Annotated in this window: 13 protein-coding genes and 1 pseudogene; 10 read left to right on the forward strand and 4 right to left on the reverse strand. The window is 67.6% G+C overall.

Annotation, left to right across the window (positions count from 1 at the left end; translation table 11 throughout):
• Positions 1-140: 140 nt before the first annotated feature.
• The gene (locus U9983_RS15925) at positions 141-998 is read right to left on the reverse strand and encodes a hypothetical protein (RefSeq protein WP_322754783.1); all 858 of its coding nucleotides are present in this window, start codon (positions 996-998) and stop codon (positions 141-143) included.
• A 202-nt stretch (positions 999-1,200) separates the two neighbouring features.
• Between U9983_RS15925 and U9983_RS15930 the strand changes: the two genes are divergently transcribed.
• On the forward strand, positions 1,201-3,321 hold the full coding sequence (locus U9983_RS15930; protein ID WP_322754784.1) for an NACHT domain-containing protein: 2,121 nt from the start codon (positions 1,201-1,203) through the stop codon (positions 3,319-3,321).
• Positions 3,322-3,651: 330 nt separating this feature from the next.
• Here U9983_RS15930 and U9983_RS15935 read toward each other — a convergent pair.
• A pseudogene (locus U9983_RS15935) lies at positions 3,652-4,644 on the reverse strand (IS5 family transposase).
• A gap of 9 nt (positions 4,645-4,653) precedes the next feature.
• A complete protein-coding gene (locus U9983_RS15940; RefSeq protein ID WP_322754785.1) occupies positions 4,654-5,817 on the reverse strand; it encodes a helix-turn-helix domain-containing protein in 1,164 nt (387 codons plus the stop codon).
• Positions 5,818-6,091: 274 nt separating this feature from the next.
• Here U9983_RS15940 and U9983_RS15945 point away from each other — a divergent pair, with 274 nt between their 5' ends.
• From U9983_RS15945 to U9983_RS15955, 3 genes are all read left to right on the forward strand, one after another.
• A complete protein-coding gene (locus U9983_RS15945) occupies positions 6,092-6,331 on the forward strand; it encodes a hypothetical protein (protein ID WP_322754786.1) in 240 nt (79 codons plus the stop codon).
• A 105-nt stretch (positions 6,332-6,436) separates the two neighbouring features.
• Positions 6,437-6,568, forward strand: coding sequence for a hypothetical protein (locus U9983_RS15950; protein WP_322754787.1), 132 nt, complete (start codon positions 6,437-6,439; stop codon positions 6,566-6,568).
• A gap of 17 nt (positions 6,569-6,585) precedes the next feature.
• Positions 6,586-7,437 carry a hypothetical protein gene (locus U9983_RS15955; protein WP_322754788.1) on the forward strand — a complete coding sequence of 284 codons (852 nt, stop codon included), beginning with the start codon at positions 6,586-6,588 and terminating at the stop codon, positions 7,435-7,437.
• Between the two features lie 110 nt (positions 7,438-7,547).
• Here the strand turns inward: U9983_RS15955 and U9983_RS15960 are convergent, their stop codons facing one another.
• On the reverse strand, positions 7,548-7,772 hold the full coding sequence (locus tag U9983_RS15960; protein WP_322754789.1) for an energy transducer TonB: 225 nt from the start codon (positions 7,770-7,772) through the stop codon (positions 7,548-7,550).
• Between the two features lie 478 nt (positions 7,773-8,250).
• Here U9983_RS15960 and U9983_RS15965 point away from each other — a divergent pair, with 478 nt between their 5' ends.
• From U9983_RS15965 to polA, 6 genes are all read left to right on the forward strand, one after another.
• Positions 8,251-9,414, forward strand: coding sequence for a branched-chain amino acid ABC transporter substrate-binding protein (locus U9983_RS15965; protein WP_322754790.1), 1,164 nt, complete (start codon positions 8,251-8,253; stop codon positions 9,412-9,414).
• 48 nt (positions 9,415-9,462) lie between these two features.
• Positions 9,463-10,395, forward strand: coding sequence for a branched-chain amino acid ABC transporter permease (locus tag U9983_RS15970; protein ID WP_322751663.1), 933 nt, complete (start codon positions 9,463-9,465; stop codon positions 10,393-10,395).
• The gene (locus U9983_RS15975; protein ID WP_322754791.1) at positions 10,392-11,804 is read left to right on the forward strand and encodes a branched-chain amino acid ABC transporter permease; all 1,413 of its coding nucleotides are present in this window, start codon (positions 10,392-10,394) and stop codon (positions 11,802-11,804) included. The genes U9983_RS15970 and U9983_RS15975 overlap by 4 nt, the downstream gene beginning before the upstream one ends.
• Positions 11,801-12,640 (forward strand): ABC transporter ATP-binding protein, encoded by an 840-nt coding sequence (locus U9983_RS15980; protein ID WP_322754792.1) that lies wholly within the window; start codon positions 11,801-11,803, stop codon positions 12,638-12,640. The genes U9983_RS15975 and U9983_RS15980 overlap by 4 nt, the downstream gene beginning before the upstream one ends.
• Positions 12,640-13,350, forward strand: a complete 711-nt coding sequence (locus tag U9983_RS15985; RefSeq protein ID WP_322751823.1) for an ABC transporter ATP-binding protein — start codon at positions 12,640-12,642, stop codon at positions 13,348-13,350. Before U9983_RS15980 ends, U9983_RS15985 begins: the two co-directional genes overlap by 1 nt.
• Before the next feature lie 637 nt (positions 13,351-13,987).
• Positions 13,988-16,062 (forward strand): DNA polymerase I (gene polA / locus U9983_RS15990; RefSeq protein WP_322754793.1); only part of this gene is annotated, 2,075 nt, incomplete at its 3' end.

Raw genomic sequence — 16,062 nt, forward strand, 5'->3', positions numbered from 1 at the left:
GACAGGAGTGGAGAGACCCATGGACACGATCCCAAACAGTCGCCGGTCTGGTCGTACCAGGTCGCATTTCAACGGCCTGCTGATGGCACATCCGGCGGAACGGGCGCGCGTCGAACTGCCCCAGCCCGGCCCGGACCTGTTCATCCTGCGACCCTCGCTCGTCCTACCCGCCGGCGTACAGATCTGCGTGGACCTCGCCAGCGGGGACGCGGACGCGGCGAGCTGGTGGTCGTCTCTCGCGGTGGAAGCGACCTATGCCTCTGTCTGGCACAAAAAGTGCAACCGCAGCGGGCCACACCCGCGATGATCACCGTCGCTGCCGCCTGCGCCCGCAGCCGGAAGCCGCCCGGAACCGTGATCACTGGGCCCGACGACGGGGAGGGTGTGCCCATGATGCGGGTGGCGATGTCCCTACCCTGGGTGATCATCGGTGCGTCCGCGTCGAAGATGGCACCCGACTGTAAGCCCAGCAGTATCCACCGGTACCTATGCTCAGACTGGTCAAAGCCGGGCGCGGTGAACTCGTAGGCGCACTGCCACCGGCCATCCGGCGTTCCCGGGTGGCTGGCGACGATCTCGCCTTCCATCAGCGGCCGCAGCTTGACCTCGGTAATCTCTGCCTTGGCCCACGCGTCGATCTCGGCCGAGTTCTGGATCTGCCCGTGGGCAGTCATCGCGCCCGTGACCATGGCCCGGACGAACTCGGTGAGCAGCTCCCGCTCCACCACGTCCGTCAACTGGACGGCGACGCGGGCCTCCACGTCGGGCGAGTTCGAGCCAACATGGCGCGCCGCCAGGAACGCTGCCAGCAGCCGGTCGACATCACCAGCAGCCCCGTCGCCACTTTCGACCGCACGCAGGCAGATCGTCAGCAGGCGGGCCATGTTGCTCTTCCCTACGCCGTTCGGCCCAACGACAAACGTGACCCGCTCGCTGAGGTCCAGTCCGAACCGGTCGAAGGACAGCAGGCCCATCCCGGACAGCGACGTTATCCGCACGCGCCGAGTCTAGGGATTTTACTCGAGTCGAGAGCCGAGCCCCGAACCGATCATGGGTGCGGTAGCCTCCCACGGTTTGTGCCGGTCTCAGACCAGTCTGACGAAGAAGGCTGGGGGCCCGGTGTCGACAGATCGTCGCTTCCGTGGATCATAGACCGCTGTGAGTCGTAATGGGGGGAAGCGTCGGGCTCCGACATGGGTCATGCTGGTCGTCGCCACTGCCGTAGTCGGTGTAGCAACCTGGGCCAGTGGTCAGGGCCGCTGGGCGGCCATTCTGGCTGGTGTGGGCATCTCGCTGTCGCTGGCGGGCTACCTCGCCGATCGCCAGGACACGCGGGGTGGAAACATTGATGTCGTTACGGTTGCCGATCGCCTCGCTGAGCAGGTGGGAGATCAGTGGGCCGGAGAGATCTTACGTCAATGCATTGATCGACCGCCTCTTGACGTCTCGTGGCGCCCGGCCGACGCCGCACTGGTTCAGAGGTGGGACTACCTACTTCGTCTTGCCAGGTCAGGCGGGGGGTGGATGGCTCCGGCAAGTCCGGCGACCGGGGCGCAGGAGCTCGTAGGCAGCGGCGCGGAACTAATCACCGTCCTGGATCGGGTCCCTACCGGTCGGCTCGTCATACTCGGCGAGCCCGGGTCGGGCAAGACAGTGCTGCTCATCCGCCTAGTGCTGGACCTACAGAGGCGCCGCCGGACCGGGGAACCTGTTCCTTTACTGATTCAGCTGGCGTCGTGGAACCCCGATAAGTTCGACCTGTACTCCTGGCTAGAGGCCCAGATCATCCTGGGGTATCCGTGGCTGACTGGTACCACAGCAGCGGGCGTCACCTGGGCGCGCGCTCTGCTAACAGCGGGGCTGATCCTACCGGTGCTTGATGGGCTCGACGAGATCCGCGCCGAGGGACGCCACGAGGCGCTGCTTGCGATCAACGAGACGCTGCGCCCTGGCACAGGCCTGATCATCAGCTGTCGGCCCGAGCCGTTTCGCCACGCCATCCGTTCCGATCCCAGCGGACAGCCCGTGTTCGTCGAAGGCGCCGCCGGCGTCCGCCTCAACCCGCTCGACGCGACCGCCGCCAGCAACTACCTGACGGAGACCGCCGGCGTAAACAGGCAATCAGAGTGGATTCCCGTCCGCGCAGCGCTGGCCACGACCCCGCCGCCCCCGGTAGCCCGCGCGTTCTCCACGCCTCTGATGGTCAACCTCGCCCGAGTCATATACAATCCACATCCACGCGGGAGCATCGCTGGCCTGCCTCGGCCCGCAGACCTCTGCGACCTTGTCGAGTTTCCAACAAGAGCTGCTATTGAGAAACACCTACTCGACGGGCTAATACCCGCTGCATACCGACCCCTCTCCGACCGACGCAACCATTGGACCGCGGTACAGGCCGAGCCTTATCTAAGTTTCCTCGCCGAGTGGCTCGAATACCAGCGCAGGACCCGAAGCCTCGCCTGGTGGGAACTCCACCAGGCGACGCCACGTATCTTCCTAAATATTACCGGCGGCATCCTGTTCGGCGTCACCGGGGGGATTGTCGGCGGACTAGCGGGCTCCCTCACTGGCGGACTCACCGAGATTCTTTCGGGTATCCTCGCAGGCGCTTTTGCGGGGGGATTCTTGGGCGGAACCAGCTACGGCAGTCGCGATGCCTATGTTATACCATTCCGTATTTCTCTAAACCGATTACAGCTCTCCGATCTCGGTCTTGGATTAGCGGTGGGGATCGGTCTAGGTTTCTTTTTAGCGGTAATATTCGGACTTGCCGGTGGGATTGTCGGCGGACTTTTGGTCGGGCTGATCGTTGGCCACCTGCTCGGTGTCGCGGGTAGCGCCTCAAGTGGGTTTATAGGAGGATTGGCAGGCGGCGTCGCATTCGCCTGCACACAGGGACTACTTCTTCTTTTTTCCGGGACGGTCACGTCGGGCATCGTCCTCGCTATCGATATACCACGAGCGGTGAGCCCGAAGTCTGTTCTCGCCCAAGACCGAGCTAGCGTGATAGCCAGCGGACTTGCGACGGGAATATGTAGTGGAGTCGTGAGTGGGGTTGGCGTCAGCTTGGCAGCCAGCCTCTGGATTGGGTTTGAGGTGGGATTTTCAGTCGCGCTCACGGTGTGGTTACTGGACTGGTTCGTTTCCACGTGGGGCCGGTTCAGCCTCACCCGCCTCTGGCTCGCCGCCCGCGGCAAGCTCCCAATCCGCCTCATGGCCTTCCTCGAAGACGCCCACGCACGCGGCGTCCTACGTCAGGCCGGCGCCGTCTGGGAGTTCCGCCACGCCAACCTCCAGCGCCGCCTGGCGAACCGACCATGACCAGGCAATTACGTGCAGCTCCAGCCGAGCTAAAGCAAAGCCCCGCAAGTCCCGTAAACGGCCGGAAGTGGCTGCTGAGATCGCGCACATCTCGGCCAAGACGCGCCGTGCCGATCACGCCCTCTACCTGCAACAACATGACACCGGCCCCAGCGACCGCAACAGAATCCATGCCAGGCGTGATTCGGGCCGCCGAGCCGCATCGAGCGATCTAGGGGATCTCTGTCGACAGAGGATCGCGATCGTGGATGATTGCGCACTGTGAGTCGTTCCGGGGGATGACGGCGGGTGCTGTTCTGGGGTGCCACTAGGGTCTGTTCTGAGTTTGGATCATAGTGTTGGCAGGCTGCGTAGCCAGAGGATGGATCCGCGCAGGTGGAGTCCTGCGGCGTAGCTTTCGGGTGTCTTGTCGTAGCGGGTGGCCAGACCCCGCCATTCCTTGATCTTGTTGATGCCGCGTTCCACGGTGTTGCGGTCTTTGTAGAGCGTGGCGTCGTGGCTGACCGGGCGACCTCCGGCGCTGCCGCGTTTCTTACGGTTGGCTGCCTGGTCGGCCTTCTCTGGGATCACCGCCTGGATCTTCCGTGTGCGCAGGTAGGCGCGGTTCACGCGGGAGGAGTACGCCTTGTCGCCGGCGACCGCGTCCGGCCGGGTCCGGGGGCGGCCGACCGGTCCACGTACCTTGATCTTCTTCAGGACCGGGAGGAAAGACGGGCTGTCCGCGGCCTGTCCGGGGGTAAGGATGATGGACAGTGGGCGGCAGCGCCGGTCGGTCGCGAGGTGCACCTTGCTGGTCAGCCCGCCCCGGGAGCGTCCCAGTTCGGCGGCTTTCAGCCGGGCCTTGCGGCGTCGGCGTACCGCGCGGCGCCGTGCCCGTCCGGCTTCTTCTCCGTCCTCGGGCGCCTCGGTTACGGGGTCGTTTTGCCCGGTTTGCGAAGCCCCTTTTCCTCCATCAGGGCCTTCTCCAGGTCCTCCAGGAGATCCGGGTCGACGACCATGCCCGCCGCGTGGTGATGCGCGCAGGCGACGGTGGAGTCCACGCTGACCAGGCTGAGGTCGACATCGCCGCGCGCCGCCGCCTCGGTGATCATCGCGTCCATGAGGGTCTGGAAGACCCCGTCACGCGCCCACAGGCGGAACCGGTCGTAGATCGTCGACCAGGAGCCGTAGTTCTCCGGCACGTCCCGCCAGGGGCTGCCGGTACGGAACCTCCACATCACCGCGTTGAAATAGCTGCGCAGGTCAGGGATCGGTCCGGATACCCCCAATGGGAGGTACGGCTCCCAACTCCCATTCACCATCGGTCAGATCACCACGCGTCATACAGCCGTGCTACCAGCCGAAGCATCCACACGAAGGACGAACGCCCCCAGTGTGATCCAGACCCAGAACAGGCCCTAGCTCAGGCGCCAGCCGTTCCGCCTCGCGGAGTGCCGCGAGGGCTTGCGGGTCCTTGCCACGTGCCTGCGCGAGTCCTCGGCCAAGGTCGGTAAGGAACTGCGCACGGCGGCGTCCCGAACCGAGTACCGACGTGTCCACACCGCGCATGATCTCGGGGGCCTTGCCGCCGTCGCCCCGCTCGACTGCGATGCTCACGCGCCAGACCGCCACGTTGGTGGGACCAAAGTGCAGGTGAAAGGCATTCGTCTCACCGGTCCGACCGGCAATCTCGACGGCCTCGTCGATATGGGCGTCGACCGCGCCCGTATCGTTGCTGGATACCGCTGTGAGTGCGGACGCCAGATGAAGAATGCCGTAGACCGGCATGACCTGCGCCTGGCCGAGCTGGCCGGCGGCAGCGTCAGCGGCCCGCTCAGCGACCTGACGCGCGCGGCTGCGGGCGCCGGCGCTCAGGAGCGCGTTGGCGCGGTAGAAGCCACCGAACGCCGACCACGCGGGATCGTCGAGACGTTCGGCGGCCTGCATTGCACGGTCGGCTGCGATCCAGGCGAGATCGACGTAGCCGAGATCCTTGCTGAGCACGAAAGCGGACCGGTAGGCGCCAACCAAGGCGGCAAGTGCCGTGCGGGCATCGCTGCCTGAGTCAGCCGCGTGCACGTGCAGCTCCTGGATAAGGTCCGGCAGGAGTGACGCGTAGGATGCGTGCGCGGCTGCTTCCCGCGCTGTTTCGACGTCGTCAGCGGCGAGGCGTAGCGCGACGATGGGCCGCGCCGGCAGGTCCGGACGTTCATCGAACGCGATGTTGAGGATGGCGGCCCGGATAGCGGGGATAGCGGCGAGAGACCGGGCCTGGGCGCGGTTCGTGGGTTTGTAGGGCTGCCCGGTCAGGTCGGTGATGGAGACCTGAAGCGCGTCCGCCACCGCTTCCAGGTGTGAGCGGCGGTCCATACGGCGCTGGCCGTTCTCGACCATCGACAAGAACCCCTTGGACAGGCCCGGCAAGCCAGCAAGGGTCTCAAGAGTCATGCCTCGGTAGCGGCGACACGAACGGATGCGCGCGCCGATGGTGGTCGGTGCCTCCGGAGTGTCGTTCACAGACGCCTCTCCTGACCGGAACGCGCGTGCAGACCGACAGGCTCATTCTAACCCCACGAACGTCGTTCGCACGGTTACGGACCTGTTCACGGATGTGAACAACGCGCGAGACATGTTCTCAAGCGTGAACATTCGACTACCAATCGCCGCGTAGTCTGCCCATCGTCGGCTGGCGCGGCCTGTTGCAGGCAGGGTCGGCGGGTCGACAACGGAGGACCATAGAGGCCACTGACGAGGTCGCTGGCGGTTCCACCCCTACGAGAGGGAACCCCCCATGTCCACACCCACGATCGTCGCCACCCGAAGGGGCCGCGACCTTGTCGCGCCGAGACTCTTCGAGCGGCTGTCCAACCGGCTTGCGGCAGACCACCTGGTCGACCGTCCGTACGCCGAGCGGGTCATCGACCAGTCCCTCGCGTTCCTCGCCGCGTGCGGGACGGACCCGGACACGCCGCACGTGCCCAGCCACACCATCGACCTCGGCTGGCACGCCTTCCTCCTGCACACCAAGTAGTACGCACTCTTCTGCCGGCAGGTCGCCGGCCGCTTCATCCACCACGTGCCCGACGACATGCCACCCACCCGCAGCACCACCACGGCAAGGCACGCACCTACGATCGTGATGATCCAACAGGCCGGATACCTCGTCGACCACGAGCTGTGGCAGACGAGCGCCACGTGCGACCCTGACAGCTGCTCGGCAAGCGGCAAGGACGGCGACGAGAACAAGGACAGCCGTATCCCCACGTAATGGAGTCGACCTTTCCGATGAAGTGGAATGACCTGCCGGCGCAGGTCCGCGACGCGGTCGAGGCACAGACCGGACCCATCATGTCCGCCGACACGGTGGACGTAGGGGACGGCTGTGACCTCGCCGCAGTCGTGGATGCGGGTGAGCAGCGGCTGTTCGTCAAAGCCGTCCACGGCGACGGCAGGCGGGCACGCTGGCTCCGCAACGAGCACACGTTCGGGCACCTCGCCGCAGGCATCGCGCCGAGGCCGCAGTTCGCATGCCAGGTCGATGACTGGCTGCTTGTCGGCTTCGAGCACGCGACCGGCCGCCCGGCGGACCTCGCGTCTGACTCCCCTGACCTACCCCGCATTGGCGATGTCGTCGACGACATCGCCCGCCGGGCCGGCGAGGGCCTGCGCTCGCTTTCCGAGCGATGGCGCAACACGGATTGGTGGGCGGACTTGACGGCGCGGCCAGCGAGCGCTTTCCCCGGATGGGACGTAGCCACGGCAGCCGTCCACGCAAGCACCGTAGTCGACGCCGTTGCAGGGGACCGACTGATCCACACTGACCTGCATGCCCACCAGTTCATGATCAGAAAGGACCGGGTCTGGGTGGTCGACTGGGGCTGGCCGGCACAAGGCGCCGGCTGGGTAGACGCCGCATTCATGGTCATCCGTCTCATCGGCGCCGGACACTCCCCGCAGCAGGCCGAGCAGTGGGCGTCCAGGCTGACCTGCTGGGCTGGCGCCACCGACGACGACCTCAACGCCTTCGCCTGCTACGTGGCCGGGCTGTGGAGCATGCGTGCCGCTCAGTCAGACAATCGCGCCGCCCAAAACCGAGCAACCCTGGCACGCAGTTACGCCACGTGGCGCCTGACCTAGCTGCCACCAGCAAGGCGCGCGTGAGCCCGTCGTCTGTCGCAAACTTTCTTTACGGTTTCAAGGGCGGGCGGATTCAACCGGTCAGCGCGCGCAGGCGGCGGCGACGGTGATCATCGCGGGTGTGGCCCGTTTCGGTTGCGCTTTTTGTGCCACAGGGAGGCGTAGGTCGCTTCTACCGCGAGGGATGACCACCAGGTGGCCGCGTCCGCGTCCCCGCTGGCGAGGTCCATGCAGATCTGTACGCCGGCGGGTAGGACGAGTGCCGGTCGCAGGATGAACAGGTCCGGGCCGGGCTGGGGCAGTTCGACGCGCGCCCGGTCAGCCGGAAGATCCATTACGGCGAGACGGTGAGATCAACGAGGAACGGCACGCCCGTGACCTGCGAGACCCACGAAGTGGGGCGATATGTCACGGGTGACCGGCCAGGTGGTGCGTAACACGACGTTCGTCCCGGTGGCGGCGTGCCGCAGGTAGCGGTCAGCCGTCGGCCGTCCCCTCCGCGTGTCGGTGTCCGCGCCCGTGCCCGTGCCCGTGTCCGCGCCCGTGTCTGTGCACAAAATGTAGCGACACGGGCACAATAAGCTTCCCGTTGCTGGTTGTAGCGACTAGGTTGCCGACAGTTTGGCGAACGAGCCGGACAGGGCAGGCACGGCAGGTGGGGACGGCGACTGCGTGACGCGGACGCGGCGTGAGGCTGCCGTGCGCATGACCTGGTCGGTCGGCCTTCCTGATGGGGGAAGCGGACACCGTCCGCGCCATGCCCGGCGGGGATCTGCCCGGACCGCCCTACCGGAACGGGTGAAGGGACACGGCATGGCGAGGCGAACAAAGGCGGCGGGAGCCGTCGCGCTTCTTGCGATCGCGCTGACCGTCGGCGCCTGCGGGGGAGGGTCCTCCGCAAGCGGACGCCCGCAGTACATCATCGGATTCCAGGGGCCGCTGTCGGGCGACAGCCAGCAGCTCGGCATCAACGCGATCAACGGCGTGCGGACGGCAGTGGATCGCGCCAACGTCAGCGGCCAGCTTCCGTTCACCGTCCGTCTGGTCGAGGCGGACGATCAGGGCACCCCGGAGCAGGGTCCCACCGCCGCCCAGAAACTGATCGACAACCCGGACGTCATCGCCGTGGTCGGGCCGATGTTCTCCGGTGCCACCAAGGCCAGCGAGCCGCTCTACAGCCAGGCCAAACTGCTGTCCGTGAGCCCGTCCGCGACAAACCCGAAGCTCACCTCGCTGGGTTTCGGAACGTTCTTCCGGGTGATCGCCCCCGACACCGTGCAGGGTGCCGCCGCCGCGGATTACGTCGCAAAGGCGCTCAAGGCCAAGAAGGTCTTCTCCCTCGACGACAAGAGCGAGTACGGCACGGGGCTGTCGACGGTCCTCGAAAAAGAACTGGCGGCACAGGGGGTGAATGTAACCCATGACGGCATCAATCCAACGAAGGACTACACGTCCGAGGCGACAAAGATAATCTCCGAGCAGCCCGACGTGATGTTCTACTCCGGGTACTATCCGGAATTCTCCCTGTTGACCAAGGCGCTGCGGGCCAAGGGTTTCACCGGCGCTGTCATGAGCGGCGACGGATCGAATGACGACCAGTTCGTCGCACAGGCCGGGGCTGCGAGCGCCGAGAGCGCGTATCTGACCTGCCCGTGTGGCGACGCCAACAGCGACCCGAAGGCCGCCGGCTTCGTCGCCGACTTCAAGCGGGTCAACAACGGCACGCGGCCGGGCACCTATTCCGGCGAGGCCTACGACGCGACGAACGCGATCATCGGGGTCCTGCGCAAGCTCGGGCCGGGAGCCAGCCGTGAGGCCGTCGCCCAGGTCTTCTCCTCCGTCGACTTCGAGGGCGTCACCAAGCGGGTCGTGTTCCAACCCGACGGCGAGATCGTCGGTTCGACCGTCTACGTCTACCAGGTCCGTGGCGGCAAGCGGGAGGTGCTCGGAACCACCGCCGAACTGATCAAAGCCTGACCCGCGGCGGGGCAGCGGGACCATCGGCGATTCGGGGGGAGCATCTGGATGGGTTTCGCGCGCGAGTTCGGGCAGCTGACGGTGGACGGAGCGACCATCGGTTCCCTCTACGCGGTCATCGCTCTTGGCTACACCCTCGTCTACGGGGTGCTCACGCTGATCAACTTCGCCCACAGTGAGGTCTTCATGCTCGGCGCGTTCGGGGGCCTGTTCGCAGCCCGGGCGCTGCTGCCCGCGGGCGAGGTGACGCCGTCAGGGCTCACATCGGTCGCACTGGTGGCGGTCGGGCTCGGTGTCGGCGCCGCGTCCGGTGGCCTTGCCGCGTTCGCCCTGGAGCGCGCTGCCTACCGGCCGCTGCGCCGCCGTGGCGCGCCTCGTCTGGCCTACCTCATCGGTGCCATCGGAGCGTCCCTGTTCGCCGCCAACCTGGCCGGTAAGGAGTTCGGCCGCCAGAGCGTGCCCGTCCCCGATCTGTTCACCAACGGGACCGCCTGGCGGGTCCTCGGTGCCGATATCTCGACCCAGGCCCTGGTCATCGTCGGGGTGGCGGTGGTGATGCTCGTCGTCGTCGACCGGGTGGTCGCCGTCACCCGGCTGGGCCAGGCAATCCGGGCGACCGCCCAGGACGCCGGCACCGCGAGCCTGATGGGGGTCGACGTCGAGCGGGTGATCGTCGCCACGTTCGTGCTCGGTGGTCTGCTCGCGGGTGCCGGTGGCTTCCTCTATGCGATGACGTTCAACGCCTCCTACACGATGGGGTTCGTCCCGGGCATCAAGGCGTTCACCGCCGCCGTGCTCGGCGGCATCGGTAACGTCCGCGGCGCGGTGCTGGGAGGGGTGCTCCTCGGCCTGGTCGAAAGCTATGGCGGTTATGTGTTCCAGGCGTCCTACAAGGACGTGATCGCCTTCCTCGTCCTGGTGGGAGTGCTCCTGGTCCGGCCCTCGGGCCTCCTGGGTGAACGTCAGGGCAGGGCGGCATGAGCGCAGCGCTGCCCTGGCTGCGTCGGCTCGCGGTGTACCTGGGCGGCGCGGTGCTGGTCGCGGTTGTCACCGGTCCGTCCGGTGACGCAGATCATCCTTTCGCCGGCATCCGCGGATCGTTGTTCGCCCCGCGCTTCGCGCTGTTCGCGGCGCTGGCGACCGGTACCTGGGCGGGTGTCATGTGCGCCGCACGCGTGCGGGCAGGCGCCGGTGGATGGTTGCTCCGATCGGTCCGGGCAGCCTGCTCAGGCTTGCCGGTCGGCGACCTCGGCGATCTCGGCGATCTCGGCGGCTTCGGCGGCCCTGCGGTGGGCGCCTGGGGACGGGCCGTGGCGACCGTGGGGATGCTGGGTATCGCCCTGATCGTGCCGCTGGGCCTGTCCGCGGCGGCCGCACAGTCCCTCGTGACCGATATCGGGATCTATGCGCTGCTCGCGTTGGGCCTCAACGTGGTGGTCGGCTACGCCGGCCTGCTCGATCTCGGCTACATCGCGTTCTTCGCGATCGGCGCGTATACAACCGCCTACTTCACCTCCCGCACGGCGATGCCGTGGCACTCACCGGTCATTCTCAACCCGTTCGTCGTGATCCCGATCGCGGTGGTCGCGGCGATGGTCGCCGGGGTGGCTCTCGGCGGGCCCACGCTGCGGCTGCGCGGGGACTACCTGGCCATCGTGACGCTGGGGTTCGGTGAGATCGTCCAGTTGCTCGCGAACAACGTCGACGGTGTCACGGGCGGCTCGCGCGGGGTGTTCGGCGTGCCGCCCTTGTCCCTTGACGTCGGGGCACTGCACTATGCCTGGGGCCTGGCGCCACTGCCGTACTACTACCTGCTGCTCGCCGTGGTGATCGTGGTGATCGTGGTGTTCGGCCGGCTGGAACGGTCGCACGTCGGCCGGGCGTGGGCCGCGATCCGGGAGGACGAGTTCGCGGCCGAGATCTCGGGTGTCGCGACGGTGCGGATGAAGCTGCTGGCGTTCTCGATCGGCGCGTCCGTGTCGGGTTTCGCCGGGGTGCTCTTCGCGACCAAGCAGTTCTTCAACCCGCAGACGTTCAGCCTGCAGGCCTCGATTCTGGTGCTCACCATTGTGATCTTCGGTGGGATGGGCTCCCGGTTCGGCGTGGTGCTCGGCGCGGTCGTCCTGCAGGGGCTGGCGTTCTTCCTGCGTGACGTCGTGCCCCCAGCCGACCGGTACATCTACTTCGGGGTCGTGGTGGTCATCATGATGACCTTCCGGCCGCAGGGCCTGCTCCCGCCACGGCGCGGTGAGCGGGTAGGCGTCGCCGTCGCCGACGACGCCGCCGACGACGCCGGTGTCCCGGGTGCCGGCGGGATCGGTGATGTGCGTGACGTGGGTGACATGGGTGACGTCGGCGGCGCGCTGCCCGCCGGTGGGCCGGCCGGATGAACGCCGTGCCGAGCCGGGACCCGGCGGCCGGTCGCAGCGACACCGGTCTTGTCCTCGACGTGCGTGGGCTGGTACTGCGCTTCGGCGGAGTCACGAGCCTGAACGGCGTGTCGCTACGCCATGAACGGGGTCAGATTCTCGCGGTGATCGGTCCTAACGGTGCGGGCAAGACGTCGCTGTTCAACTGCCTGACGGGCGTCGCCCGCCCGCAGGCCGGTAACGTCACGCTGTGGGGCCGCGGCGGTGCTCCGACGTGCCTGCTCGACCGCCGACCGCACGTGATCAGCCGGCTCGGGGTGGCCCGGACGTTCCAGCACATCCGGCTGTTCGGCGGGTTGAGCGCGCTCGCCAACGTCCAGGTCGGGGTGCAGGGGCGGGACCGCCCGGCGACGCTACAGGTGATGCTCGCCACCCCCGCCGTCCGGCGGTACGAGGCTCGCGCCGTGCGCCGCGCCATGGAGTTGCTGGCCTTCGTCGGCCTTGCGCACCGTGCGCACGTCCCGGCCGCGGCGCTCGCCTACGGGGAGCAGCGCCGTCTGGAGATCGCGCGGGCACTGGGCGCCGACCCGTGTCTGCTGCTGGTGGACGAACCCGCGGCGGGCGCGAACACGGCGGAGAAAAACCAGCTGGCAGGGCTGCTGCGGCGGGTCGCCGCGGACGGGATCTCCGTACTGCTGATCGAACACGACATGGGCCTGGTGATGAGCGTGGCCACGGCGGTGGTCGTGCTCAACTTCGGCCAGGTCATCGCCAGCGGTCCGCCGGCCGACGTCCAGCGGGACCCGGCGGTGCGCGAGGCATACCTGGGCCCGGCCGACGCTCCTGGTGGCGGCTGATGGCGCTCGAGCTCACCGACGTGGAGGTCCGCTACGGCTCGGTGACCGCGCTGCGTGGCGTGAGCCTGCGGGTCGGAGCCGGCGAGGTGGTGGCCCTGCTGGGGGCGAACGGCGCCGGCAAGACCACGACGCTGGCAACGGTGTCGGGGCTGTTGCATCCGGTGTCGGGGGAGGTACGGCTCGACGGGGAGCCGCTCGCGGGCCTGCCGGCACACGAGATCGTCGCGCGGGGGATCAGTCACGTGCCCGAAGGCCGCAGGGTGTTTCCGGTCATGTCCGTCCACGAGAACCTGCTGATGGGCGCCTACCGGGACCGCCGCCGGGCGCGTGGCGACATCGAACGGGTCTTCGCGATGTTTCCACGCCTTGCCGAGCGACGTGGGCAGGCGGCGGGAACCCTTTCCGGCGGCGAGCAGCAGATGCTCGCCATCGGCCGGGCGCTCATGGCACGGCCCCGGGTGCTGCTGTTGGACGAGCCCTCGATGGGGCTCGCACCGCTGGTCGTAGCCATGATTTTCTCGGTCATCACTGAGATCAACAGCACCGGCGTGTCGATGCTGTTGGTGGAGCAGAACGCCCACCAGGCGCTGGCGGTCGCAGACCGTGGCTACGTGCTGGAAACAGGTCGGATGGTGCTGGACGGCCCGGCTCACCTGTTGCGCGCGGACGACCGTGTTCGGCGGGCTTATCTGGGTGAGGACGTCGCCTGAGCGACAGCACCGCGCGTGGCGCTGGGGATCGAACCGTGCATCCAGTGGCACATGAGGTTGCAGTGGCACATGAGGCTGCAGTGCCACCTGAATCTGCAGATGAATAAGTGAAACCCGGGACGGTCTTTGGCGCCGTCCACACCTTCCCCGTGTATGGACGTTATCTACTCGTCCGTCCCGGGCCCACTGACAAAGAAGCTAGGCGTGACCGATGCTCGCGTCAATGCGCCGGGCGGACGGCAGCCGTCGGTTTTCGCACACCGTCTTCCCCGAAGCCTTCCGGCGGCGTTCCCGGTGGCGTTCCCAGCGTTCTTCGCGGCGTGACGAGTGACACGTTCGGGTATCGGTCTGTCCGATCGAAGACGCCCCGTGTGGTCCTCGGTCACCCGAATGTCAGCAGTAGAATGTCATCAGGTGAATATCACCGGGCGAATATCAACCGGCGGAAATTGCTGGGGGCCGGTATACGGCCGGCGTGCCTCCCCGTGCCTCCCCGTGCCTCCCCGTGCCTCCCCGTGCCTCCCCGTGCCTCCCCGTACCGCACCGTGCCTCCCCGTACCTCCCCGTACCGCACCGCGCCCACGGTGTGCGGCACGGGGAGGTACGGCGGGGCGGGCGGGCCAAATACACTCGGGTCGTGTCCGCCACATCCGCCGGCGCGCAGCGCCCGCCAGCCCGTGGTTCCGCGCGTTCGGTTGCCGGCTCTACCTCGGCCGTCGCCCAGCCCGCGCCTGGCGACGGTGAGCCGCGGCTGCTCCTGCTCGACGGCCACTCCTTGGCCTACCGTGCGTTCTTCGCGCTCCCGGTCGAGAACTTCGCCACGACGACGGGACAGCCGACCAACGCCGTCTACGGCTTCACCTCGATGTTGATCAACGTGTTGCGCGATGAGCGCCCCACCCATGTGGCGGTCGCCTGGGATCTGCCGACTCCCACGTTCCGGCACACCCAGTACGCGGAGTACAAGGCTGGGCGCGCCGAGACGCCTGAGGACTTCGTCGGACAGATCAGCCTGATCCAGCAGGTGTGCGACTCGCTCGCCGTGCTCGGGGTCAGCGCGCCCGGCTACGAGGCGGACGACGTCATCGCGACACTGGCGAGCCAGGGCGCGGCCGTGGGGATGCAGGTGCTGATCGTCACCGGTGACCGGGACGCGTTGCAGCTCGTCACCGACGAGGTGACGGTGCTGATGACCCGGCGCGGCATCAGTGACATGACCAGGTTCACTCCGGCGGAGGTCGAGGCGAAGTACGGTCTCACCCCGGTGCAGTACCCGGACTTCGCCGCGCTGCGCGGTGACCCCTCGGACAACCTGCCGTCGGTGCCCGGGGTGGGGGAGAAGACCGCCACCAAGTGGATCCAGCAGTTCGGGTCGTTGGCCGAGCTCGTCGACCGGGTGGACGAACTCGGCGGGAAGACGGGTACGTCGCTGCGCGCCCATCTGGCCAGCGTGATCCGCAACCGGGCCCTGACCGAGCTCGCCCGGAACGTGCCGTTGGACGTCACCCCCGTCGATCTTCGGCTGCGCCCGTGGGACCGCGAAGCCGTCCACCAGCTCTTCGACACCTTGCAGTTCCGGACGTTGCGGGAGCGGCTGTACACGGCGCTGGCCACGGTCGAACCCGAGGCCGACGAGGGTTTCGAGGTGAGCACGCGCATCCTGGGGCCCGGCGAGGTTTCCCAATGGCTGACCGACCATGCCCGTGGCGGGCAGCGCGTCGGCCTGCACGTCCGTGGCACCTGGGGTCGGGGTACCGGCGTCGTCACGGCGCTCGCGCTGGCCACCCCCGGCGGTCCCGGTGCGTGGATCGACCCGGCTGGGCTCACCGGCGACGATGACAAGGCGCTGGCGCAGTGGCTGGCCGACCCTGGTCAGCCCAAGGCGGCTCATGACGTGAAAGGACCCATGTTGGCGCTTGCCGCCCGTGGCCTGTCACTGGAGGGGGTGACCAGCGACACCGCGCTCGCGGCCTACCTGGCGCTGCCCGGTCAGCGCACCTTCGACCTGGCCGATCTCGTCCTGCGTTATCTCCGGCGCGACCTGCGTACGCAAGGATCCGACACCGGACAGCTGACCATCGACGGATCGGACGAGGCGGACGCGGCCGGTGCGGACGTCGTGCGGGCACGGGCCTGCCTCGAGCTCGCCGACGCGCTCGACGCGGACCTGGACCGCCGCGGTGCCACCGCGCTCCTGCACGACGTGGAGCTTCCACTCGTCGGCGTGCTGGCCGTGATGGAGCGGGCCGGCATCGCCGCCGACACCGATCATCTGCTCGAGCTCCAGAAGCACTACGGTGCCGAGGTCGCCGCGGTGTCCGCGCAGGCGCATGAGATCGTCGGGCGGCCGTTCAACCTCAGCTCACCCAAGCAGCTGCAGGCCATCCTGTTCGACGAGCTGGGCCTGCCCAAAACCAAGAAGATCAAGACTGGCTACACCACCGACGCGGACGCGCTGGCCTGGCTCGCCACTCAGGCCGACCATCCGCTCCTGGCGGTGCTGTTGCGCCATCGTGACGTTGCCCGGCTGCGTACGGTGGTCGACTCGCTCATACCGATGATCGACGATGCCGGCCGCATCCACACGACGTTCAACCAGATGATCGCGGCGACCGGCCGGTTGTCCTCGACCGACCCGAACCTGCAGAACATCCCGATACGCACGGCGCAGGGCCGTCAGATCCGCCGGGCGTTCGTCGTCGGCACGGGGTA

Source organism: Protofrankia sp. Cas3, from assembly GCF_963555955.1.
In the GTDB taxonomy this organism is placed as follows: domain Bacteria; phylum Actinomycetota; class Actinomycetes; order Frankiales; family Frankiaceae; genus Protofrankia.